This is a genomic window from Chloracidobacterium sp. D (assembly GCF_018304685.1).
Lineage (GTDB): Bacteria > Acidobacteriota > Blastocatellia > Chloracidobacteriales > Chloracidobacteriaceae > Chloracidobacterium > Chloracidobacterium thermophilum.
The window spans coordinates 140936-162532 of the sequence record NZ_CP072635.1 but is presented as its reverse complement, the minus strand read 5'-3'; the positions used below and the strand labels follow the sequence as shown (position 1 = coordinate 162532).

The following is a 21597-nucleotide window of genomic DNA, read 5'->3' as shown; positions in this document are numbered from 1 at the left end:
TGCCTCTGACTGGAGAGAATCACCGCCATGAGCGACACCACGACCGTTCCTGAATGTTCACCTGCCACGGCCACTTCCCCGCCTTCTGCAGAACCGCCGCGCAAGCGGGATGCCAACTATGTGTTTCTGGAACTCACCCGCAGCATTTGCCCCGAATGCACCAAGGTGGTGGATGCCCACATCATCGTCCGCGACAACAAGGTGTTCATGCGCAAACGCTGCGACTGTGAACGTGCCAGAGGGAAACTCTACGAATCGCTGATTTACAGTGACGCGCAGGCGTATATCACCAACGTACGCTACAACAAGCCCGGCACCATCCCGCTGCACTTCAACAGTGAAGTCGTGGCGGGCTGTCCGCACGACTGCGGGCTGTGCCCTGACCACCAGCAGCACACCTGTCTGGGCATCATCGAAGTCAACAGCGTCTGCAACATGGATTGTCCGCTGTGCTTTGCCGAGGCCGGGCCGGGCTTCAGCCTCACGCTCGAAGAAGTCCAATCCATTCTGGATGATTTCGTCCGGGCGGAAGGCCGCGCCGAGGTGGTGCAGTTTTCCGGCGGTGAGCCGACGGTGCATCCGCAGATTCTGGACTTTCTGCGCGAAGCCCAGAAGCGCCCCATCAACCTCATCATGCTCAACACGAACGGCAAGCGCATCGCCCGCGACGACGCCTTCCTTGACGAACTGGCGGAGATTCAGCCGGCGCTGTACTTCCAGTTTGACGGTTTTGATCGGGAGACCTACCGCATCATCCGGGGTGAGCCGGATATTCTCGAAGAAAAAATCCGTGCTCTCGACCGTCTGGCAGCCAAAGGGCTGACGGCCGTCCTCGTGCCGGCCATTGAGCGCGGCATCAACGACCACGAAGTCGGACGCATCGTCAAATTCGCCATGGAGCACCCGGCGGTGCGCGGCGTCAACTTCCAGCCGGCCTTCCACGCCGGACGCCACCTGGAACACGATCCGCTCCAGCGGATGACGATTCCCGACATCCTGTCCCTCATCGAAACGCAAACCGACGGGCTGTTCCGCAAAAGTGACTTCGTACCCGTGCCATGCTGTTTCCCGACCTGCAACTCGGTGACGTACGCCTTCGTCGAGAATGGCACGGTCACGCCGCTGCCGCGCATCGTCAATGTGTATGACTATCTGGATTACATCACCAACAAGGTCATGCCGGACTACAGCGCCGAGATCAAAATTGCCCTGGAGGGCTTGTGGTCATCTTCGACGGCCCCCGGCACGGCCAAATCGGCCCGCGACCTTCAGATGTCCTGTCAGGCCTGTGGCTTCGAGTCGCTGAGCATCGGCGAAATTGCCGACCGGATGAAGATGATCATGCTCCAGGACTTCATGGACCCCTACACCTTCAACCAGAAAAATCTCATGAAGTGCTGCAAGGAGTTCCTGCTGCCGGGCGGCAAACAGGTGCCCTTCTGCGCCTACAACACCATCGGCTATCGCCAGCAGGCGCGGGAACAGCTCGAAGCCCTGGAGTGGGAGCGCAAGCTGGCGCGCAAGGAAGGCAAACCCTTTCAGGTCCGCCCCATCACCTTTTCCTTTCCCCAGGAGCCAAAAGCATGAGCACCGTCGCTGGAACCGTTGCCGGAGAGTCCACCGCCCCGGAGGCGGTCAAGTCCTGTTGTGCGCAGTTTTATGAAAGCGATGTGGTGCGCTTTCTGTTCGGTGAGTCTTTTCATCCGGGCGGGCTGGCGCTGACCGAACGGCTGGGGCAGGTGCTTGGCCTTCGGGCCGGCGCGCGCGTACTCGATGTCGCGGCCGGACGCGGCACAAGCGCCCTGCATCTGGCGGAAACCTTTGGTTGTGAAGTGGTCGGCGTGGATTTCGGCGCTGAAAACGTGCGCCTGGCCAACGAAGCCGCCGCCGTGCGCGGACTGGCCGACCGGGTTCGGTTTGTCGTCGGCGACGCCGAACGGCTCGCCACCGATGCCGCCAGCTTCGACGCCATCGTGTGTGAGTGCGCCTACTGCACCTTCCCGGACAAGCCCCAGGCGGCGCGGGAGTTTTTCCGCGTGCTGAAACCCGGCGGGCAGGTTGGCCTCAGTGATCTGACGCGGCGCGGGCCGCTGGCCCCGGAACTGGAGACCCTGCTCGCCTGGGTGGCCTGCATTGCCGATGCGCAGCCGGTGGAAACCTATGTGGCGCTGCTCGGTGCAGCCGGGTTTGCGCCGGGACTTGTGGAAAACCACGACGCGGCGCTGGCCGACATGGTGGCGGGTGTCCGGGCGAAAATTCTGGGCGCGGAACTCATGGTGGCCCTGAAAAAGCTCACACTGCCGGATGTGGATTTCCCCAGGGCCAAGCAGGTCACACAAAGCGCCGCCGCAGCCATCGAGCGGGGGGAACTTGGCTACGCCATCATCACGGCGGTCAAGCCGTCCTGAGCTGGGCTTCCTGAGCCGGCGACCGGGCCTGCCAGGCGGTAATGTAACCGAAGGCCGTCGGAATCTCGGCGCAGACTTCGACGGCCGTCAACCCGGCGGCCTGCAGAAGCCCCGGCAGCGCGCCCTGCACGTGCGCTTCCGTGGCATCGAAGCCGTCAAAGAGACGCACCGGGAGGAAAGCCAGCCGCTCCAGCCAGGTACGTGGCGCGTCGTAATCGGCCAGCAGCAGCCTTCCCTCCGGGCGCAGGACGCGCCGGATTTCCCCCAGTGCCTGTTCTTTCTGCGGCGTCGTCAGATGGTGAAAGACCAGCGAAGTCACGACAGCGTCGAAGCAGCCGTCGGGAAAGGGCAGCCGGGTGGCCGAGGCTGCCAGCAGCGACCAGTTGACCCTCTGCTGCCGCCCTTTCTGTTCGGCCAGCGCCAAGGCGTCCGGGTCGGCATCCACGCCGAACAACCGGGCTTCAGGTTGCCGCTCGTGCAGGCGGAGGAGCAGGGTGCCCGTACCGCAGCCCACGTCCAGAACGGACTGCCCCGGCACCAGGGGAAGCAGCTCAGACAGACGGCGCTTGAGGAAGTCATCCCGCACGGCCACCCTGGCCACGACATCGAACCAAGGCGTCAGAGCCGTAAAGGCCAGCGCCGGACGAAACTCCGGTGTGGGCAATGTGGCGCGTCGTTCAGGGAAGTCGGTTGGCACGGGCGTAGAGACCTCCAGACAAAAAATGCGGTGGGGGAAACCACCGCGCAAGCAGAGAGGAGGAATGTACACTACGCCACGAGCAACCGTAGCCACGTCTGCCGGGCAAGTGCCGGGCAGGCCAGCCGGCTACCGTTACTCTCAAGGCGGGTTGAACTGTGACGTATTGGAAAAGTTCCAGAAAAATTCCGGTCTTTTTTACCTGCACCGGTGATGCGGCGGAAAGCACCCGGCAGGCTTTACAAGCTGTGCCTGCCGCTATTCGGCCGGCTCGATGGTACACAGCAGCGGAAACTCATTGGCACGGGCAAGCTGAATGGTCTGCATCATCTTGGTTTCGGCAATCTCGTACGGATAGATGCCGGCCACGCCGATGCCCCGCCGGTGCACGTTGAGCATGATGCGCGTGGCTTCGCTTTCCGAGTGATGGAAAATGTGCTGGAGGACGTACACGACGAAGGGCATCGTCGTGTAGTCGTCGTTGTGGAGCAGGACGCGAAACATCGGCGGTTCCTTGGTTGTCGTATGCTCTTTGACGAGCACGCCCTCATCGCGGTCTGGTGTCAGCTTCGGCATGGCTACTCTCCCCCCTACTGGATGTCACCGGTGGTCTTCGCAGGTGTGGCCGCGAGGCCCTTCCCTGACCGCAGGACTGCCTGCCGGCAGCCACAGGCGGAGGTGCAGCCTGGCGCTGGCGACTGCCACGCCCGTACGGCCTGCCACGCACGGTGGAGCAAGAAACCGGCTGCCCCGGCGACAACCATCAGGCTGATCCAATCCTGCATCATCGGTTTCCTTTCCCTGACCGGTATCCCCAATCGCCGTACATCACGCCAAGACATCCCTGGCGGCCCCGGTCTCCAGCCCACATCAGCCGCCCACACCTGCTGATTCGCCCAAGCAGGTACGACTTCCCCATAATTTCTACCTATGTGGTCATTCCAAGTAAACCATCCCCGGCTGGCTCGCTGCCTGCGGAACACGGTACGCAGACCAACCGACAGAAGCCTGGTTGGTGACTATTGTCCCGTGTCAAGCGCGTGTCGTGTCTCCACATTGCAGCCCCCGATGGACATGCCGCGCGAAAGTGATGCACGGGCTGGTTATGTCTGCTAACGTACCCACCCGACGTCATGTTCACCACGGCGAAACGGTTGTGTACGGACACAGTTTCGCCCGCTCATGGTAGCCATGTCCGCGCAGACGCTCGACGCTCCGGTTCTTTCGCGCGCGTTATCACTTGGTGAAAACCTGCGCCATCTGCGACGCTTTGTTGTCGTCTCCATCGCGCTTTTGCCGTTTCTGGTCAGCTTTCTGCGCGACCGGCGGCGGTGGATCAAGTGGGGCGCTCCGCGCACACTGACAGAGGAGCAGCATGCCCGTCGCGCCAAAAAGCTGGTGGATACCTTTGCCCGGCTGGGAACGTCCTACATCAAGCTGTCGCAAATCCTGGCGGTACGGGAGGACCTGATTCCCAAAACTTATGCGCGGGAATTTGCCCGGCTGCTTGACCAGACCCCGGCGGCCGGCATGGACTACGTCAGCGCCGTCATCCGTCGCCGCACGGGCAAAAACCCGGAGGACATCTTCACCGACTTCAATCCCAACGCCATTGCCTCGGCATCAGTCGGGCAAGTTCACCGGGCGCGGTACAAGGGCGTTGATGTCGTCGTCAAAGTCCGGCGGCCCAACGTGGTGGAAACCATCACCCTCGACAACGCCATCCTGAGCAGGCTGCTGGAGTGGCTGCGCCCGTTTTTGGGCGAGCACTACCTGTACCGTGGTTTCGAGGTTCTGTTTACGGAGTATAAGCGGATTGTCGTTGGCGAACTGGACTTCCGCATCGAAGCACAAAACGCCGAGCGTCTGCGCGCCCAACAGCCCCGGCATCCCCGGCTGGTCATCCCGGAAATTGCGCACGAACTGACCTATGAAGACCTGCTTGTGATGGAGTTCTGTGAGGGGGTGCGGATTGACGCGGTGGAGACCATCCGCAGTTATGGCCTCGATTTGGGCGATTTGGTCGAAGCCCTGCTCGAAATCGTTTTCTCACAGCTTCTCGTCCACGGCTTTTTCCATGCCGATCCCCATCCGGGGAACATTCTCATCAACCGCCGGGGCGACATCATCCTGCTCGACTACGGCATGGTGGACGAACTCGACCCGGTGACGCGCGACCGGTTTCTGGGCCTTATCCTGGCCGCCAACGCCAATCAGTACGACGAAGTAGTGGCCAAGCTCTATGAACTGGAGATGGTGGCCCCGGATACCCCGGCCGAGCAACTGACCTACGTGACGGAAACCATCATGAACCTGCGGCACCTGGCGCGTACCAACCAGCGCCAGGTTCAGATGGCCGTCGAGCAGCTTTTCGAGAAAACGCGCATCCTGCATCACCTGCGCATGCCCCGGCAGATGGTGTATCTGTTTCGGATGGCGACACTTATCGAAGGCGTGGCGATCCGCTTCGACAATCACTTTGACAGCATTCGGGACGCGGTTCCGATTGCCAAGCGGGTTGGGTTCAAACTTATTGCCCGCATTGTGCCGGCCGCCACGGCCCTGCGCTATGCGGCGGAAGTCTTTGCCGAGCGGTTTGATGCCTACCTGAGCCGGGTGATGCAGCGCAAAAAGGTGTCCTATGCCAAGGATTTCGTACGGCGTATGTGGCAGGGCACGCCGGACAAAACCGTGGTGTCGGCGCCCACGCCACCACCCAGCCTGACCCTTCCTTCCTGAACCGCCACTTTGTTCACTTGCCAACCGGCGGGTACCCCCGGCATCCCAAAAATCCGAAGCGGGTGGTCCTCCAGAGCCGATTCACAGCCCGGCAGAAATCTGTCCAGCAATCTCCGGGATAGTCAGACCATCCCGGCTCAGCTATGCTGTACAGGCTTTTGGTAAGCCTTTATTGATTGGGTTGGGGTGCCTGTCACCAGGCGGGGTTACATTCCCAGTCGCAGCAACGACAGTGCCACAGGCGGCGACCCCCTCATCAGAGAATGGACATTCAGCTTATGTGCAGGCGTTTCTTCAAACCGGGACTGGTTCTGCTGCTGTGTGGCATCACTTTTTTGACGTGCGTCATCTGGCCTGGGCAGGGATACGCCGCCCGTGTTGCGTCTGGGACATGGACTCCAGCCCTCTCGTCCTCCCCTGCCCATACCTTCGCCCCATCAACGGAGATCACCATTACCGGCTTTACACCCACCAGCGGCCCGGTAGGAACGGTGTTTTCCATCAGTGGCACGGGTTTCCAGCCGGATGAAGGCGTGAGTACGGTAAACGTCGGCAATGCCGTGGATAACCCCGAGCCCGTTGTTGACCTGCAGGTATGCTTCAATGACGTTCCGGCTGCGTTTGAAGTGGTGAGTGACACGCAAATTCTGGCTACGGTTCCCAGTGGTGCCACCACCGGGCCGATCAAGGTGCAACGGGATGATGAGGAATTTGCCGTAAGCAGTGTCCCCTTTGTCGTCACGACAGCTTCCGCGCCAACACCACCCATCATCAGCAACTTCACGCCGCGGCTCAACGGCTGTAATCGGCCCGTGACGTTCGAGGGGCCGACGATCAGCAACTTCACGCCTCCGTCCGGCCCTGTGGGTACAATCGTGACCATCTTCGGTAGCGGTTTCGTTCAGGTGTCCGAGGTCCGCTTCAACGGCATCAGCGCCATCTTCGAAATCGTTGACCCGGAAGTCATTAAGGCGACAGTGCCGGCGGGGGCCACCACCGGGCCCATCACCGTCATCACGCTAAACGGCACGGCCACCAGCAGCACCAATTTCGTCGTCACCACGGGGTCGACGCCACCCATCATCAGCGACTTCACGCCTACATCCGGCCCTGTGGGTACAATCGTGACCATCTTCGGTGACGGTTTCGTTCAGGTGTCCGAGGTCCGCTTCAACGGCATCAGCGCCATCTTCGAAATCGTTGACCCGGAAGTCATTAAGGCGACAGTGCCGGCGGGGGCCACCACCGGGCCCATCACCGTCACCAATCCGGCCGGCACGGCCACCAGCGACACCGACTTCGTCGTCACCACGGGGCCGACGCCACCCATCATCAGCAACTTCACACCTCCGTCCGGCCCTGTGGGTACAATCGTGACCATCTTCGGTAGCGGTTTCGTTCAGGTGTCCGAGGTCCGCTTCAACGGCGTTGCGGCGACCTTCACCGTCAACAGCAACACGCAAATCACGGCGACCGTGCCGGCGGGCGCGACCACCGGCCCCATCACCGTCACCAATCCGGCCGGCACAGCCACCAGCAGCACCAACTTCGTCGTCATCCTGCCGCCGACCATCACCAGTTTTTCCCCAACTTCGGGTCCTGTCGGCACGTCCGTCACCATCACCGGCACGAACTTCACCGGCACGACCGATGTCCGCTTCAACGGCGTTGCGGCGACCTTCACCGTCAACAGCAACACGCAAATCACGGCGACGGTGCCGGCGGGCGCCACCACCGGGCCCATCACCGTCACCAATCCGGCCGGCACGGCCACCAGCGGCACCAACTTCGTTGTCATCCTGCCGCCGACGATTTCCAGCTTCTCACCCACCTCCGGTCCGGTCGGCACCTCCGTCACCATCACCGGCACGAACTTCCTCAACGTCAGCAGCGTCACCTTTGGCGACCTGCCGGCGCCCTTCACCGTCACCAGCCCCACCCAACTCACCGCCACCGTCCCTGTCGGCGCCGTGACCGCCCCCATCCGCGTCATCACCCCGGCCGGCAGCGCCACCAGCGCCACCAGCTTCACCGTCATCCCCCGTGTGCCACCCCAGACCATCGGCGTCTGGCGTCCCAACCAGGGCTTTCTCCTGCGCCAGTCCAACACCGCCGGTCCGCCCGACATTGCCGTTCCCTTGGGTCAGCCCGGCGACCAGCCCGTGGTTGGCGACTGGGACGGCGACGGCAAAACCACCGTCGCGTTGTTCCGCGCCGGGCAGTTTCTACTGCGCAACGAGAATGCTGTCGGTGTGCCACTCACCACCGTGATCTTCGGGCAAGCGGGCGACATCCCTGTGGCAGGCGACTGGACGGGCCAAGGCTTTGACAGTATTGGGGTCTTCCGGCGTGGTGTCTTCCTGCTGCGCAACACAAACACCTCCGGCGCACCCGACATCGTCATCAACTACGGGCTGCCCACTGACCTGCCTCTGGTCGGCGACTGGGATGGCGACGGAAGAACGACCGTCGGGGCGTTTCGACCGTCCACAGGCTTTTTCTTCCTGCGCAACGAAAACACCTCTGGCAACGCCGACCTGAGTTTCTTCTATGGTCTGGCCAACGACCTGCCGGTGGTCGGCGACTGGGACGGCGATGGTGTGACGACGGTGGGGGTATTCCGGGCGGGGACGTTTTTCCTGCGTAACACCAACACGGCGGGCTTTGCTGACGTGGCGGTGGGCTTTGGGCAAACCGGCGACCTGCCGCTGGCCGGGCGCTGGAAGACGCCGCCCGTCATCCCGCCGGGCGATTTTCAGACCGGGAACTCGACCGTGGTCTGGCGCAACCAGACGACGGGCGAAAGCGCCATCTGGGTGATGCAGGAGACAAGCTTTGTGCGCAGCGAGGCGTTGCCGTTTGTAGAGGACTGTTGGGTCATTGGCGGCACAGCGGATTTCAACGGCGACGGGGCGACCGACCTGCTGTGGCGCAATCAGGACATCACCGGCTTTGACGCGGTGTGGAGCTTTGCCGGGCTGCGTCCGGTGGCGGCGCTTCCCGTCACGCCCGAACAGACCGACCGCAACTGGTTCATCAGTTGCACGGGGGACTTCAACCGGGACGGGCAGCCGGACATCGTACGGCGCAATCTGGCGACGGATGCCGTGGAGGTGTGGCTGATGAATGGGCGGACGCGGAGTGCCGTCATTCCGCTGGTCATCCCCGGTCTGACGGCGGACGAACGGATTGTGGGGAGCGGGGATTTTGAGGGCAACGGGCAGTTGGGTCTGCTGCTGCACCGGCAGGGGGCCGGAACGGCGCGAGTGGTGACGTTCATCGGGGCGACGGCGGTGGGGAGTCGTCCGCTACCGGTGCCGGGGACGGAGTGGCGGCTGGGGGCGCTGGGCGACTACAACCGCGACGGGCAGCCGGACGTGGTGTGGCGCAATGAGCGCACGGGGCAGAATGTCATCTGGCTGCTGCAGAATCTGTCACTGGTGCAGAGCGTGCCGCTGCCGGCTGTGCCCGACCAGCGGTGGCAGATTGTCGGTCCGCGCTAGAGACTGCGCCGGAGCGAGCAGGACGGCTGCCGGCGACAAGGGCAGCGGTCCTGCTCTGTGTCCGTCACGCGCTGCGTTCGCGCAAAAAGGCTTCGTAACGACGGCGGTCGTCGCGGGGCATTTCCTTGATGTAGATGTACACCACCCAGTTGCGGCCGTCCGGGGCGCGCTGGTAGCGCACGGCATAACCGTTCATCCGCACGGTCCCATCCGGCAGGTCAACTTCAATCGCCAGCCGGTTCTTGAAGGCCACCGTGTGATCGCGAATGATGTTGAGCTGTCCGGTTTCAACCGTGCCGGTCAAAATCCGCATCCCCTGCGGTGATGCTTCCTGTACCCGCCCCGGAATGGTACGGGAGCGATTGCCTTCGTCGTCGGCGTCAATGATCGTCAGCCGCAACGGCAGGTCATAGGAAGCTGTCAGCAGCGGAGTCACACCCGGTGCAGCATCGGATGAAGCCGGAGCAGCCGCCGACGCCGGAGCCGCGGCCGCAGCGCCATCTGGCGGGGAAGGCGGTATGAAGCTTTCGGGACCCTCCTGACTTTGCAACCAGCGCTGGCAGACATCCCCGACTTCCTGCATCGTCTGGGGACGCTCCGCCGGTTGCTTGGCCAGCATGCGCATCGTGAGTTGAACGAGCGCTTCGGGAAGCGACGGATTGATGAGTGAAAGAGGCTTGGGCGGCGTGCCTGTCTGCATCGCCAAAACCTGGCCCGGTGACTTGGCGTAAAATGGCGGACGACCAGCCAGCATCTCGTACAGGATGACACCCAGGCTGTAGATGTCCGTTCGCCAGTCCAGTGCCTCGCCGTGGCATGCCTCCGGTGAGGTGTAGTAGGGCAGACGCGCAATTTCCGAACCCGTGTCATCCGTCACCGAGCCGGCCAGCCCTTCTTTCAGACAGGCCAAGCCCACGTCGGCCACCTTCACCCGCAGCGCCTGGGTTTCGGCATCGGCAAACAGCAGGATGTTCTCCGGCTTGAGGTCGAGATGTGGAATGCCGACGGCATGGGCTGCGGCCATCCCCTGCGCAACCCCGGCAGTAACCGTTGCCGCACGGCGGGGTGACAGCGGCCGGTGTTCGGCCAATTCCTCGCGCAGGTCATGCCCGACGACATACTCCGTCACCAGCGCCACATGCCCCTGCCCCATCTCGATGACCGCCTGATAAGCCACCAGGTTGGGCACCTGCAACGTCGTCAGCCGCGTGAGATTCGCCGTGAACTGCTGACAACTCTCCGCATTGGAAAACAGGTGGGCTGGCAGGGCTTTGATGAGAACGTGGTGGTTGGCAACGGCATCCGTAGCCAGATAGGCATCCCCCATCCGCCCGGTGGACAGCAGACGCAAAAACCGGAAGCGGTCGCCGGGCAGCAGCGTCGGGCCGGGCAATCCGGTGAGCAACTGCGTGCCATCGCGGACACAAAACCGGGCGCGGTCCTCATAGCAGGTGTGACAAACGGGGCATAGCTTCATGGCAACTCAGACGGCAGGCACGGGCGCAAGGCTTCGACTTGTACCACGCAACAGATGCAGGGACAGGCGCGCTGCGCCGGGCCAGGCAGGGAAATCCAGCCCCGTCATCATACCGATTCGTTTGGCCACACTTCCAGCCGGCAACTCGCCGGAAGAACGCTTCCAGTCCGAATGGTGGACTACTTGGCCTTTTTGGTTGCCTTTTTGGGCGTTTCAGCTTCGGCTTCCTTCTTTTTGGCCTTCTTTGGGGCCGCCGGTGCTGGCTCAGGTGCCTCCGCCTCCGCCTTCGCCGCAGCCTTCTTCTTCCCGGTGGCCGCCTTCTTCGTCGTTGGAGCGTCGGCCGTCACCGTCGAAGCCGGCTTGGCTTCCGCCACCGGTGCAGACTTGGCTTTCGTCTTCTTCCCGGCAGCCTCTGCCTTCGGTGCAGGTGTAGCGTCTGAAGTCCTGGCCGGGGCTTTCGTCTTTTTCGGCGTGGCTTTGGCCGGGGCTTTTTCCACCTCGACGGCCTTGGCCGTCTCTTTGGGCGGGGTGGCTTTCTTGGCCGTGGCCTTTTTGGCTGTTGTCGCTACGGTAGCTTCAACCGTGGCTTCTTTTTTCTTGGCTGCGGTCTTTTTGGCCGGCGCTTCGGGTTCCGGGTTGCTTGCTGCGGCTTTGCGTTTGGTTGCCATGGAGAATCTCCTGATATTGGGATGCTGGAGGGAGCCAACCACAACCGGCTGTGGAGTGACTTTGATTGTGCTCAAGCCGTATATCTCCACAACATCTTGTGTGTGACTCTGTATAGGTAAGGATTCTCCGGCTTGTCAATCTTTTTTCCACCCGATGTCACCCGACTGGGAGAGCAGTCGTGAAATATCCGCCGCTGGCAACCGGATGCCGGGCAACTTGCGCCGGTGCAAAAAGACCGTAGTATTTCAGCGGGCAGAAACGGAGAGGCGCAGCGTGTTGTTCAAAGGAATGCCGACATACTGGGTGGGGCTTGGGCTTTTGTTCCCAACTGTGCTGGGGACAACTGGGAAGGCAGCAGGGCGCCCGGCGGCGGTGCCGACAAGGACACTGGCCCCCAAGGCACAGACCCCTAGCGAACATTTGGAGGACATGAAAACGCGGCAGCAGATTGACCGCGAGGAACGTTCCCTGCGCGATCTGCGGGAAGCCGGCCGCGCCCTCGAAACGCTGACCCGCCGCCTGGCCAAACGCTTCGATGCCGTGCCCAAAGGGACGCGCCCACAACTGTCGAAGCAGGACCTCGAAGACCTCAAGCAGGTCGAGAAACTGGCCAAGCGCGTGCGCGACCTTCAGGGCGCCCGGGGGGATGGCGAAGACGCCACGCCCCTGCCAGGTGATTTCAGCGAACAGATCGCGCTGCTGGCGCAACTGGGCACGGAAGTTCGGCAGCAATCCGAACAGGTTTCACGCCATACGGTCTCCGTCGGCATCCTCGCGCGAACGACGCGCCTCCTGCGTCTGTCGCGCGTGCTGCGCGCAACCGATCTCTGAAGCCGGCCCGTTCGTCCCCGTACGTTCCAGCCCGTCCAAAGTCCAATGCAGTGAGGTGTGCAGGTGTCAAACGACCGTGGTCTCCGCTTCCCGGAACGTCGCCGCTGGCTGCAAACCTGGCTGGCTGCCTGCGGGGTTGGACTGGGTTGTGCCCTGGGCGGCCGCCCGCTTCTGGCGCAACGGCCCACATCCCCTGAAGAAGAAGACACCCTGCGCCTGACGACGGAACTGGTTCTTGTCAATGTCACCGTCATGGACGGTCAGGGGAAGTACGTCCGTGGACTGCGCGCGGAGGATTTCAGCCTCCTTCAGGACGGTGTTCCGCAGCGCATCGAGCATTTCAGCGCCGATGACGCTCCCTTCTGTGCCGCCGTGATGCTTGACACCAGCGACAGCATGCGCACGAAGCTGCGGAGAGCCTGCGCGGCAGCCGCGCATTTCCAGTCCCTGGTTCGTACAAATGACGCCGTGGCCATCTATGCCTTTGGCAGCGACATTGAGCGGCTCCAGGAATTTTCTTCGTCACCGACCGTTACCCCACGGGTGTGGCACCTGCGCGCGCGTGGGAAAACCCGCCTTTACGACGGGCTGCGCGCCGTCATTGAGGCACTCGATGCCCGTCCCGAGCAGCGGCGGGCCATTCTGCTCATTTCCGACGGAGCCGACACCGCCAGCGAAACCCGCGCACCGGCCGTCGTGCGCACGGCGGCTCAGGCGGACGTGCTGGTGTATGCCGTTGACCTCCAGAATGCCAACTTTCCGGGGCGGACTCCCGAACAGGCGCGACACGCGGAATGGCTGGCGGAACTGGCGGCGGCCACCGGAGGGCGCTACATCAGGTCTCCCGGCGGCGCGCATCTGGAAATCCGCTTTCAGGAAGTCGTCGAGGAACTGCGCGCCCAATATACGCTGGGCTTTTACCCGCCGCAGGGCTACGACGGGCAGCCGCACACGATTCGCGTCACCGTGCGCCGCCCGCGCGTCACATGGCGTGCGCGGACAAGCTACACCTGACCACATTTCCATCATCACCCCCGTGCAGCACCTGCTTTTTACGCACACCGGCACGAATGTTGAGTTTCTGCTGGCGCTACCGGCAATACAGGCCGCCCGGCGACACTTCGACGGGACGCAGATTTGGCTGGCGGCGCCGGACCGGGCCTGTGAACTGGCGCATCTGGCGGATTGTGCCGACACGACCCTGGCGCTGGGTCCAGCGCTTTCCACTATCGCTCAACCGTCGGTCTTCAAGAGCCTGCGCGCCATTGCAGCCCTGCGCGAGCAGACCTTTGACGCGGTGGTGAGCCTCACCGGGGCGTTTCTGGAACATGCCAGTGCCATGCTGTTGCGTGCCCGGCGGCGGCTCGTGCTTCAGGCCGGTAACGCGCGCCCCCGTCGCCACTTCACCGATGCGGCTGCGGAGCTTGTTGCCCGGCTTGGCGTTCCCAAAACGGCACCAGTTCCGCATCTGCGGCTCCCGCCAGCCGTGCGCGCCACCGAACAGCAAAAACTCGCCCGGCTCGGCTGGCGTGACGACCGGCTCACCATTGCCCTGCACCCGACCGTCGGCTTTGCTCCCCAGGTCTGGCCCAGCGAGCAGTTTCCGCCTCTGGCCGTCCGTCTCGCCGCCGAGTATGACGCGCAACTGCTGGTCATCGAGACCGAAGAGGAAACCGGGCTGACCGAGCGGCAACGCGCCGCCTGGAAACAGCACCGGCTTGCGCCCCTCTTTCTGCGCCGTCCCAGCCTGGCGTTACTCGCTGTCGCTTTGGCGCAAGCCTCAGTGATTGTGGGGAGCAATCGGCTGCCGGTTCACCTGGCCGCCGCCGTTCAAACGCCCGGCGTGGTCATCATGGATGGCACGTCAGATTCCGGCTGGCTGGCTCCCCGCCACCGGCACAGCCGGTTGCTCTATGCCCAACCATCGCGTCCGGCCACGGTGGATGACGTGTTTGGACTCGTGTGCCAAGTGATGGCGGCCAGTCGGACCGCCGCGTTGTTCACTTCGGACGACTGACCGCTTCACCATCGCGGGGACAGTTCAAAACCGGTGGACGTTGCTTTTTGCCGCGGCTGGCCTTACTTCAGCAGATTGACGAGTTCCTGCACGGCCGCGGCTGACTTTTTGAGCGCCGCCGCTTCGTCTTCCGTCAGCTTGATCTCAATGATCTGCTCGACTCCACCCCGGCCGAGCTTGACCGGAACGCCGATAAACAGCCCGTCGATCCCATATTCGCCCTGAAGCAGCGCCGCGCAGGGCAGGATTTTTTTCTTGTCCTTGATAATAGCCTCGACCATTTCGACCGTTGCCGAAGCGGGCGCATACCAGGCTGACGTTCCCAGCAGCTTGACGATTTCCGCCCCGCCATGGCGTGTCCGCTCGACTATCGCCGCAATGGTGTCTTCCGGGAGCAGTTCAGGAATGGGAATCCCGGCGCAGGTCGAGTAACGCGGCAGCGGCACCATGGTGTCGCCGTGGCCGCCCAGCACAAAGGCCGTAATGTTTTCCACCGAAACCTGAAGCGCGTCGGCGAGAAAGTAGCGCATCCGGGCTGAATCCAGCACGCCAGCCATGCCCACGACGCGCTCCCGTGGAAACCCTGACACCCGATGCGCCACCGTGCACATGGCGTCCAGCGGGTTGGCGACGACGACCAGAATGGCGTTGGGTGAACGGGGCGCGACCTGTTCCGTCACACTGGCCACAATCTTCTGGTTGATCTCCACCAGGTCGTCGCGGCTCATACCGGGCTTGCGTGGCGCGCCGGAAGTGATGACGACCACATCGGAATCCTTGGTTTCATCGTAGCCATTGGTTCCGGTCACAAGTGCATCGTAGCCTTCAACCGGCGCCATTTCGTTCAAATCCAACCCTTTCCCCTGGGGCAGCCCCTCGACGATGTCCACCAGAACAACATCCCCCAACTCCTTGAGTACAAGCAGTTCGGCAACCGTCGCGCCAACGTTGCCAGCCCCGACAACAGTGATCTTTTTGCGTCCCATGATGACCTTCCTCAGACCGGGAAAATGAATGTGGCGAGCCACAGCCCACCGCGCGCCGAGCCTAGCGCAACTCCCGGCGGGTTTTCACGCGCTTTGTGCGTTGGCACACACTCACTCCAAAACACCGGAACCGGAAGCTGCGGCTGGACGAACCTTCCGCCCATCCGTCATGCTCGGTTGCCGGTTGTGGTTCACCCCAGGGCGTGGCCACGCCATCTTCCCTGTCTGTTCACGATGTCTGATGCTTGCTGAAGAATCCGTACAACTGGAAAAGCACGCCGGGCTGGCCGTTGTGACGCTCAACCGGCCACAGGTCATCAACGTCCTGACGACGGACATGCTGCGGCGGCTCGATGCGTTCCTCGATGAAGTTGCTGCCGACGAACAGCTCCACACCCTGGTACTCCGTGGGGCCGGCGCGCGCGGTTTCTGCGCCGGCGCTGATGTGAAATGGCTGCGGCAGTGCGTTCTGGAGGGTCAGCCGGAACGCGGAGATGAGTTCTTTGCTGTTGAATACGCCCTTGACCTGCGGTTGCACCGGTTTCCAAAACCCATCGTGGCGCTGATGGAAGGCGTCACGATGGGCGGCGGGCTGGGACTGGCCATCGGGGCGCGCTACCGGATCGCCACGCCAACCACCCGCCTGGCCATGCCGGAAGTCCACATCGGCTTTTTCCCGGATGTCGGAGCAAGTTGGTTTCTCAACCAGCTTCCCGGCGCGTGGGGGCGGTATCTTGCCCTGACCGGCGAGAGCATTGACGGCGCAACAGCACAGGCGCTCGGTCTGGCAACCCACTACCTGGACAGGCTGCCAACCGCTGAACTGATGGAACGCCTGCAGGCCAATCCCGACCCATCCTGGCTGGATGTGCTCAGCCAGCCGGACCGGACGACGGTCGTCCATGACGACTGGGTAGCCACGCACTTTGGTCAGCCTTCACTCGAAGCCATCCGGTCCTCGCTCGAAGCTGCCGCCGACGAACGCTCACAGAAAGCGGCCCAGGCACTGCGGGCCGCCTCGCCCTACAGCCTGGCGCTCGCCTGGCATCTGCTCAGTACAGAACCGCCAACGTCCCTTGAGGAAGCCTTTGCCCGGGAAGCTGCGTTGGCCCGGCAGGCCATCCGGCACCCGGATTACGCTGAGGGCGTCCGGGCGCGGCTCGTGGACAAAGACTTCCGCCCCCGGTGGCAAGCCGGGAACACCTGAAAAAAAGACCCCTTTTCCCTGAACAGAGCACAAGGGAAAGAGGCCGTCGTTGGGCGGGAACGTGGAAAAGGTGAAACGGTACAGGGCCGCCGGGGGTCGGCCCGTTCCCGTCCACACCAGCCGGCGTCGTCAGACGACGCTCAGCAAGTGTCCCATTTTTTCCTTTTTCGTGCGGAGGTAGTTGACCGAAGGCGCCCGTGGCGCCAGTTCTATAGGCACGCGCTCAACGACCTCCAGCCCGGCATTCTGAAGTGCTGCCAGTTTGAGCGGGTTGTTTGACATCAGACGGATTTTCTTCAGCCCAAGCTCCTGCAAAATCTCGACGCACTGGGTGTAATCGCGGGCATCCACGTCAAAGCCCAACCGGACGTTGGCCTCAATGGTATCCGCGCCCTGATCCTGCAGGGCATAGGCCCGAATCTTGTTCAAAATCCCGATGCCACGCCCTTCCTGGTGCTGATAGACAATGACACCGAGACCTGCCGCCGCAATTTTTTCCATAGCGCGCTGCAACTGGGGGCCGCAGTCACACTTGATGGAATGAAAGACATCGCCCGTCAGGCATTGGGAGTGAATGCGGACCAGCGTTGGTACGTGTGGGGATGGCACCCCCTTGAGCAACACCACAAACTCCTCATCACTCGTCAGACTGCGGTACCCGATAATGCGAAACAGACCAAACTCTGTGGGAAGATTCGCTTCAGCCACCCGCTCAATCGTCCAGGCCGGACGGCTCTCCGTCGTTCCTTCCCCTGATATGGCTTCCATTGTAATGAATGTCTCCACTTTCTATTTGTTGTCCCACCCCGGCAAAGCCCTGGTGGGCTGGCTCCGGCTTCGTGGGGCAAAAAGCCGGATGCGTTTTGCTTCATCGTAGAAAGAGCACCCAGCAACGGCAAGCGTGCTTTCCGCACTTGGGCAGCCTTTCTCCAACAAGGCTTACCCTGGCTGGAAAGCGCCGGGCCTGATCAGGGGCGGCGGTCGAATGCTTCACGGGTCAGGGGTTCAATGACAGCCAGGTTCCGGGCCTTCAGTGCGGCATTGACCGGGGACAACTCATCCGTTGTGAGCTTCCTGAGCTGGGCTTCGGCCTGCTCGACGGCCTGCCGGTAAGGCACCACGAGCGCCAACTGCGAGGCTGAAGGCCGCCCACTGTAGTAGCTGAGCTTGCCGTAGAGATCGGCCAGCTTTTCACGTAACTGCTCCTCACCGGTAATACCGCCTTCGCGGGTGGCCACAAGGGTCGCCCGCAACGCCTGACAACGGTCAGCAAAGGCCGTGAGCTGCTTGCCCAGTGCGTCCTCGGCCGTCAGCCCCTTGGCGCGCGCCCGTGCAGCATCACGGGCTTCAGTAAGCGCTGCATCAACATAAGCCAGACGCTCCAGCAGGGCGTAGAGTTCAAGCTGTGTCCGCTGCCGCAGCTCGCGGTCGGCCGGGCGATGGGGTGAAGTCGGGTCGGCTGCCAACGTGATCGTGCCGGTGTACACCTGCTTGTCTTTGATGAGCTTGACCGTATAGGTCCCTTCCAGCACCGTCGGGCCCGGAAGTGGGAACGGCGCAGCTTCCGAGCGCGGCACCCGGGGCGGCTTGAGCCGGGTTGGCCATTCCACCCGGTTGATGCCTTTCCGTTTGCCGCCGGGCAGCGTCGAAATCAACTCCCCGACCGGATTGTAGATTTCCACGCGGAAATCGCCGACCACGTGCCGTTCCTTCAGGTAGTAGGTGATGATGGCGGCGTCCGGCAGTGGCGTGCCGCGAAACTCATCGTCGCCGGAGAAGCTCTGGGAAATGACCGGCGTCCGCAACAGGGACGGGCGTGTTTCCAGGAACGCCACCTCGCGCCCAAGCACTTCCGGCGTCAACCGCCGCAGCGGCGAAATATCGTCCACGATGTAGATGCCCCGCCCGTGGGTCGCCAGAATCACATCACCTTCGCGTGGGTGAACAAACAGGTCATAGATCGGCAGCCCGTTCGGCAGCCCGCCGGTAAACTTCACCCACCGTTCACCCCGGTCAATGGAGACGAAAAAGCCCATTTCCGTACCGAGAAACAGCAGGTTGCGAACAACCGTGTCTTCCCGGATGACGTGTGCGTAGCCGGTCGCATCCCCTTGCGTCAGGCGTTGCCAGGTCTGGCCGAAGTCATCCGTCCGATAGACGTACGTCGCCATATCCCCGGTGCGGTGGCCGTCAAACGTGGCGTAGGCCGTTCCAGCCGCAAAACGGGATGCCTCGACACAACTGCACCAGGTGTTGGGCGGCAGCCCCGGAATGTTGCGCACGACATTCGTCCACGTCCGGCCGCCATCACGGGTCACCTGCAAGTTGCCGTCGTCAGTTCCAACCCAGATGACCTTTTCATCCAGCGGCGACTCACTGATGGTGAAAATCGTGCAGTGATTTTCCGCCGTGGTGTTATCTACGGTCAGCCCCCCGGATTCTTCCTGTTTCTGTTTGTTGGGATCGTTGGTGGTGAGGTCAGGGGAAATCCGCGTCCAAGACTCACCCTTGTCACGTGACAGAAACAGGTACTGTGCGCCGAAATAGAGGTTGGACGGATTTTTGCGCCCAACCGCAATGGGACTGTTCCAGTTGAAACGGAGCTTTTCGCCGGGCGGCGCTGACGGCGCAATGAACTTCGTCTCGTTGGTGCGCCGGTCCCACCGCGCCAGGTTCCCACCCTGCGATTCGAGATAGACAAAGTTGGCATCGGTTGGGTCAGGCACTGCCCAGAAGCCATCCCCGAACCCGATGTTGCGCCAGTCGGCATTCGTGATGCCGCCCGGCTTGTGCGATGGCCCCATCCAAGTGCCATTGTCCTGCAAGCCGCCATAGACGTTGTACGGCCGCGCGTTGTCGGCCGTCACGTGGTAAAACTGCGCCACCGGCAGTGCGCGCAGCAGGCGGAACGTCCGGCCGCCGTTGAGCGATTCATACACGCCGCCATCCGTGCCGAGCAGCAGGTGGTCGGTATTGGCTGGATTGATCCAGAGGGCGTGGTGATCGCTGTGTGTGCTGCCGGCAATGGTCTCAAAGGTCTTGCCGCCGTCCTGACTGCGGGCCAGCGTGGTGGCCGGCTTGTACACCCGCCGGTAATCCTTCGGGTCAACCACCAGCAGGCTGAAATAAAACGGGCGCGACCTGACGCTGGCATTGGCATCGTTGACCTTCGTCCAGCTTTCACCCAAATCCTGCGACACATAGAGCGCCGTCTTGCGGCTTTCGACGTTGGCATAGACGACATTCGGGCGTGACGGCGCAACAGCGAGGGCAATTCGCCCCAGGTCGCCTTCGGGCAGGCCCACGGTCAGTTTCTTCCAGGTCTTGCCGCCGTCGGTGGATTTATGCAGCCCACTTCCGGGGCCGCCGGAAGCAAATGTCCATGGCTGACGGCGGAACTGCCACATGGCAGCATAGATGATGTCCGGCTCCTGGGGATCGAGGGCAACGTCGGCGCAGCCCGTATCGGCATTGACGTAGAGGATTTTCGTCCAAGTCTTGCCGCCGTCGGTGGTTTTGTACAGCCCGCGTTCCTCGCCGGATGACCACAACGGCCCCAGCGCCGCCACATAAACCGTGTCGGGACGGCGCGGATCAATGACAATGCGGGCAATCCGTTCGGTTTTTTCCAGCCCCACGCGCGTCCAGTTTTCGCCGCCATCCGTCGTCTTATAGACGCCGTTGCCGACCGAAACCGAGTTGCGCGTCCAGCCTTCCCCGGTGCCCACCCAAACAGTTTCCGGGCGGCTCTGGTCAATGGTCAGCGCACCGATGGACTGGGTGTGTTTGTCAAAGACCGGGCGGAAGGTCAGACCGCCGTCGGCCGACTTCCACACGCCGCCGCTGGCTGCGCCGACATAGATGGTTTTCGGGTTGGTGTTGACGACATCAAGGGCGGCAATCCGGCCGCTCATCGTTGCCGGGCCGATGGCCCGTGCGGTGAAAGCTCCGAGCATCGAGGCATCCAGCGCCACCGTGGCCGGGGCGGTGACGGCTGGCGTCGGGTTGGAAGATTGCTGGGCCAGACTACCAGGCGAAAACAGGCAGCACAGGGCGAGCGCCGCCCTGAACAGTGGCTTGAGGGTGTACATAGGCTTTGGAAAAAACAGCGTGCTGGAGTTGAACTGAAGGTGAAAGCTGCCCAGAAGAACGCCAGTCAGCAGAGTGCGTCGGCGTAACGACCGGGCCGGCCGGATGACCGGCCCGGTCAACCGGTCAGGTTATTCTTCGGGCATCTTGAACAGACTGTCCTCAACCTCGACGTTGTGTTCCACCCGCTCGAACACAATCTGGATGAACGGTTGCCCTCCGATGAACCGGTCAATGGCATGGGCGGTCATGATCCCGTTGACTTCCTTGTAGTTGGAAAGCAGCGTCTCGACTTCGACCTCATTGCCCTGGATTTTCTCCTTGCCCCGGACCTTGAGGATGAGACCGCTCCCGGCATCCACGTAGTAGGTTTCGACCTTGCCGCGCTTGTTGGTCACTTTGACGACGTGGACCGGCGTGCCATCGAGTTCCTCGTCTGCTGCCAGCTCCAGCTTGTAGCCCTTCTTGGCCGAATCCACGAAGGGGCCGTCCAGGTCGGCGGAATCCATCAAATTGCCGGCCTCATCCTCAGACATTTTTTCGGGTTTGGAAGAACCGGCAAAGGGATTGATTTGCCAGGCCGTGGTGCCGTCGTAGGCCTGCACGAGCCTGGCTCCACCCAGACTGATTTCCTGGCGTACTTTGCCGGGACGCACCACGAAACCAACCAGCGGCCCCTCGGCCTGCCCGCCACCGAAGACCAGCTTGCCGGTTGTCTTGATGGATTTGACAGTTTTCAGCTTTTCTCCGCCTTGCGCCTTGACAATCTGGGCAACGACGGCTTCAAGCGTCGGTTCATCGGCAGCCCGGACGCTGCCAAAAGCCAGCGCCAGAACACATACCAAAAGCCCGCAGGACAACAGCGAGGTGCGACGCAGCATGCGAAAGCTCCTTTGTGAAGAAAGTTCGTTTGATCAAGTGGAAGGTGTGCGTGATCGTTGCACGGTACGCCAACACCCGCCGCAAAGTTCTCA

At 62.4% G+C, this 21597-nt stretch carries 16 protein-coding genes; 8 read left to right on the top strand and 8 right to left on the bottom strand.

What is annotated here, in order from left to right:
• The first annotated feature begins 27 nt into the window (after positions 1-27).
• Both J8C01_RS11855 and J8C01_RS11850 read left to right on the top strand, forming a co-directional pair.
• Positions 28-1587 (top strand): radical SAM protein, encoded by a 1560-nt coding sequence (locus J8C01_RS11855; RefSeq protein ID WP_211433081.1) that lies wholly within the window; start codon positions 28-30, stop codon positions 1585-1587.
• Complete coding sequence (locus J8C01_RS11850) at positions 1584-2408, top strand: class I SAM-dependent methyltransferase (RefSeq protein WP_211433080.1); 825 nt, start codon at positions 1584-1586, stop codon at positions 2406-2408. The genes J8C01_RS11855 and J8C01_RS11850 overlap by 4 nt, the downstream gene beginning before the upstream one ends.
• Here J8C01_RS11850 and J8C01_RS11845 read toward each other — a convergent pair.
• Positions 2395-3105: a class I SAM-dependent methyltransferase gene (locus J8C01_RS11845; RefSeq protein ID WP_187288451.1), complete on the bottom strand. Its 711-nt coding sequence runs from the start codon at positions 3103-3105 to the stop codon at positions 2395-2397. The two genes, J8C01_RS11850 and J8C01_RS11845, sit on opposite strands and share 14 nt — an antisense overlap.
• Before the next feature lie 258 nt (positions 3106-3363).
• A complete protein-coding gene (gene clpS / locus J8C01_RS11840) occupies positions 3364-3681 on the bottom strand; it encodes an ATP-dependent Clp protease adapter ClpS (protein ID WP_014101365.1) in 318 nt (105 codons plus the stop codon).
• Between the two features lie 615 nt (positions 3682-4296).
• On the opposite strand from clpS, the gene J8C01_RS11835 reads away from it, so the two are divergent.
• Positions 4297-5844, top strand: coding sequence for an ABC1 kinase family protein (locus J8C01_RS11835; RefSeq protein WP_211433079.1), 1548 nt, complete (start codon positions 4297-4299; stop codon positions 5842-5844).
• A 263-nt stretch (positions 5845-6107) separates the two neighbouring features.
• Positions 6108-9347 (top strand): IPT/TIG domain-containing protein, encoded by a 3240-nt coding sequence (locus J8C01_RS11830; RefSeq protein ID WP_211433078.1) that lies wholly within the window; start codon positions 6108-6110, stop codon positions 9345-9347.
• A 64-nt stretch (positions 9348-9411) separates the two neighbouring features.
• On the opposite strand, the gene J8C01_RS11825 is transcribed toward J8C01_RS11830, so the two are convergent.
• Entirely contained in the window at positions 9412-10824 is a 1413-nt protein-coding gene (locus J8C01_RS11825; RefSeq protein ID WP_211433077.1) for a serine/threonine-protein kinase, read from the bottom strand.
• Between the two features lie 179 nt (positions 10825-11003).
• Entirely contained in the window at positions 11004-11492 is a 489-nt protein-coding gene (locus J8C01_RS11820) for a hypothetical protein (protein ID WP_014101371.1), read from the bottom strand.
• Between the two features lie 430 nt (positions 11493-11922).
• Between J8C01_RS11820 and J8C01_RS11815 the strand changes: the two genes are divergently transcribed.
• The 3 genes from J8C01_RS11815 to J8C01_RS11805 all read left to right on the top strand — a co-directional run bounded on the left by J8C01_RS11815 (position 11923) and on the right by J8C01_RS11805 (position 14341).
• The gene (locus J8C01_RS11815; protein WP_014101372.1) at positions 11923-12324 is read left to right on the top strand and encodes a hypothetical protein; all 402 of its coding nucleotides are present in this window, start codon (positions 11923-11925) and stop codon (positions 12322-12324) included.
• 63 nt (positions 12325-12387) lie between these two features.
• Positions 12388-13338 (top strand): VWA domain-containing protein, encoded by a 951-nt coding sequence (locus J8C01_RS11810; RefSeq protein ID WP_211433076.1) that lies wholly within the window; start codon positions 12388-12390, stop codon positions 13336-13338.
• Between the two features lie 22 nt (positions 13339-13360).
• The gene (locus J8C01_RS11805) at positions 13361-14341 is read left to right on the top strand and encodes a glycosyltransferase family 9 protein (RefSeq protein ID WP_211433075.1); all 981 of its coding nucleotides are present in this window, start codon (positions 13361-13363) and stop codon (positions 14339-14341) included.
• A gap of 62 nt (positions 14342-14403) precedes the next feature.
• Here the strand turns inward: J8C01_RS11805 and mdh are convergent, their stop codons facing one another.
• The gene (gene mdh, locus J8C01_RS11800) at positions 14404-15327 is read right to left on the bottom strand and encodes a malate dehydrogenase (protein WP_211433074.1); all 924 of its coding nucleotides are present in this window, start codon (positions 15325-15327) and stop codon (positions 14404-14406) included.
• Positions 15328-15568: 241 nt separating this feature from the next.
• Between mdh and J8C01_RS11795 the strand changes: the two genes are divergently transcribed.
• Entirely contained in the window at positions 15569-16534 is a 966-nt protein-coding gene (locus tag J8C01_RS11795; RefSeq protein WP_014101376.1) for an enoyl-CoA hydratase/isomerase family protein, read from the top strand.
• 129 nt (positions 16535-16663) lie between these two features.
• Here the strand turns inward: J8C01_RS11795 and ribA are convergent, their stop codons facing one another.
• The 3 genes from ribA to J8C01_RS11780 form a co-directional block, all read right to left on the bottom strand.
• A complete protein-coding gene (gene ribA, locus J8C01_RS11790; protein WP_014101377.1) occupies positions 16664-17302 on the bottom strand; it encodes a GTP cyclohydrolase II in 639 nt (212 codons plus the stop codon).
• A 200-nt stretch (positions 17303-17502) separates the two neighbouring features.
• Entirely contained in the window at positions 17503-20625 is a 3123-nt protein-coding gene (locus J8C01_RS11785) for a WD40/YVTN/BNR-like repeat-containing protein (RefSeq protein WP_211433073.1), read from the bottom strand.
• Positions 20626-20754: 129 nt separating this feature from the next.
• Positions 20755-21504, bottom strand: a complete 750-nt coding sequence (locus J8C01_RS11780; RefSeq protein ID WP_211433072.1) for a LolA family protein — start codon at positions 21502-21504, stop codon at positions 20755-20757.
• Positions 21505-21597 lie beyond the last annotated feature (93 nt).

Bases quoted from the DNA above. Each gene is read 5' to 3' on its own strand.
- J8C01_RS11855 (WP_211433081.1), top strand. From the start codon at position 28: ATGAGCGACACCACGACCGTTCCTGAATGTTCACCTGCCACGGCCACT.
- J8C01_RS11850 (WP_211433080.1), top strand. From the start codon at position 1,584: ATGAGCACCGTCGCTGGAACCGTTGCCGGAGAGTCCACCGCCCCGGAG.
- clpS (WP_014101365.1), bottom strand. From the start codon at position 3,681: ATGCCGAAGCTGACACCAGACCGCGATGAGGGCGTGCTCGTCAAAGAG.
- J8C01_RS11835 (WP_211433079.1), top strand. From the start codon at position 4,297: ATGTCCGCGCAGACGCTCGACGCTCCGGTTCTTTCGCGCGCGTTATCA.
- J8C01_RS11830 (WP_211433078.1), top strand. From the start codon at position 6,108: ATGGACATTCAGCTTATGTGCAGGCGTTTCTTCAAACCGGGACTGGTT.
- J8C01_RS11825 (WP_211433077.1), bottom strand. From the start codon at position 10,824: ATGAAGCTATGCCCCGTTTGTCACACCTGCTATGAGGACCGCGCCCGG.
- J8C01_RS11820 (WP_014101371.1), bottom strand. From the start codon at position 11,492: ATGGCAACCAAACGCAAAGCCGCAGCAAGCAACCCGGAACCCGAAGCG.
- J8C01_RS11815 (WP_014101372.1), top strand. From the start codon at position 11,923: ATGAAAACGCGGCAGCAGATTGACCGCGAGGAACGTTCCCTGCGCGAT.
- mdh (WP_211433074.1), bottom strand. From the start codon at position 15,327: ATGGGACGCAAAAAGATCACTGTTGTCGGGGCTGGCAACGTTGGCGCG.
- J8C01_RS11795 (WP_014101376.1), top strand. From the start codon at position 15,569: ATGCTTGCTGAAGAATCCGTACAACTGGAAAAGCACGCCGGGCTGGCC.
- ribA (WP_014101377.1), bottom strand. From the start codon at position 17,302: ATGGAAGCCATATCAGGGGAAGGAACGACGGAGAGCCGTCCGGCCTGG.
- J8C01_RS11785 (WP_211433073.1), bottom strand. From the start codon at position 20,625: ATGTACACCCTCAAGCCACTGTTCAGGGCGGCGCTCGCCCTGTGCTGC.
- J8C01_RS11780 (WP_211433072.1), bottom strand. From the start codon at position 21,504: ATGCTGCGTCGCACCTCGCTGTTGTCCTGCGGGCTTTTGGTATGTGTT.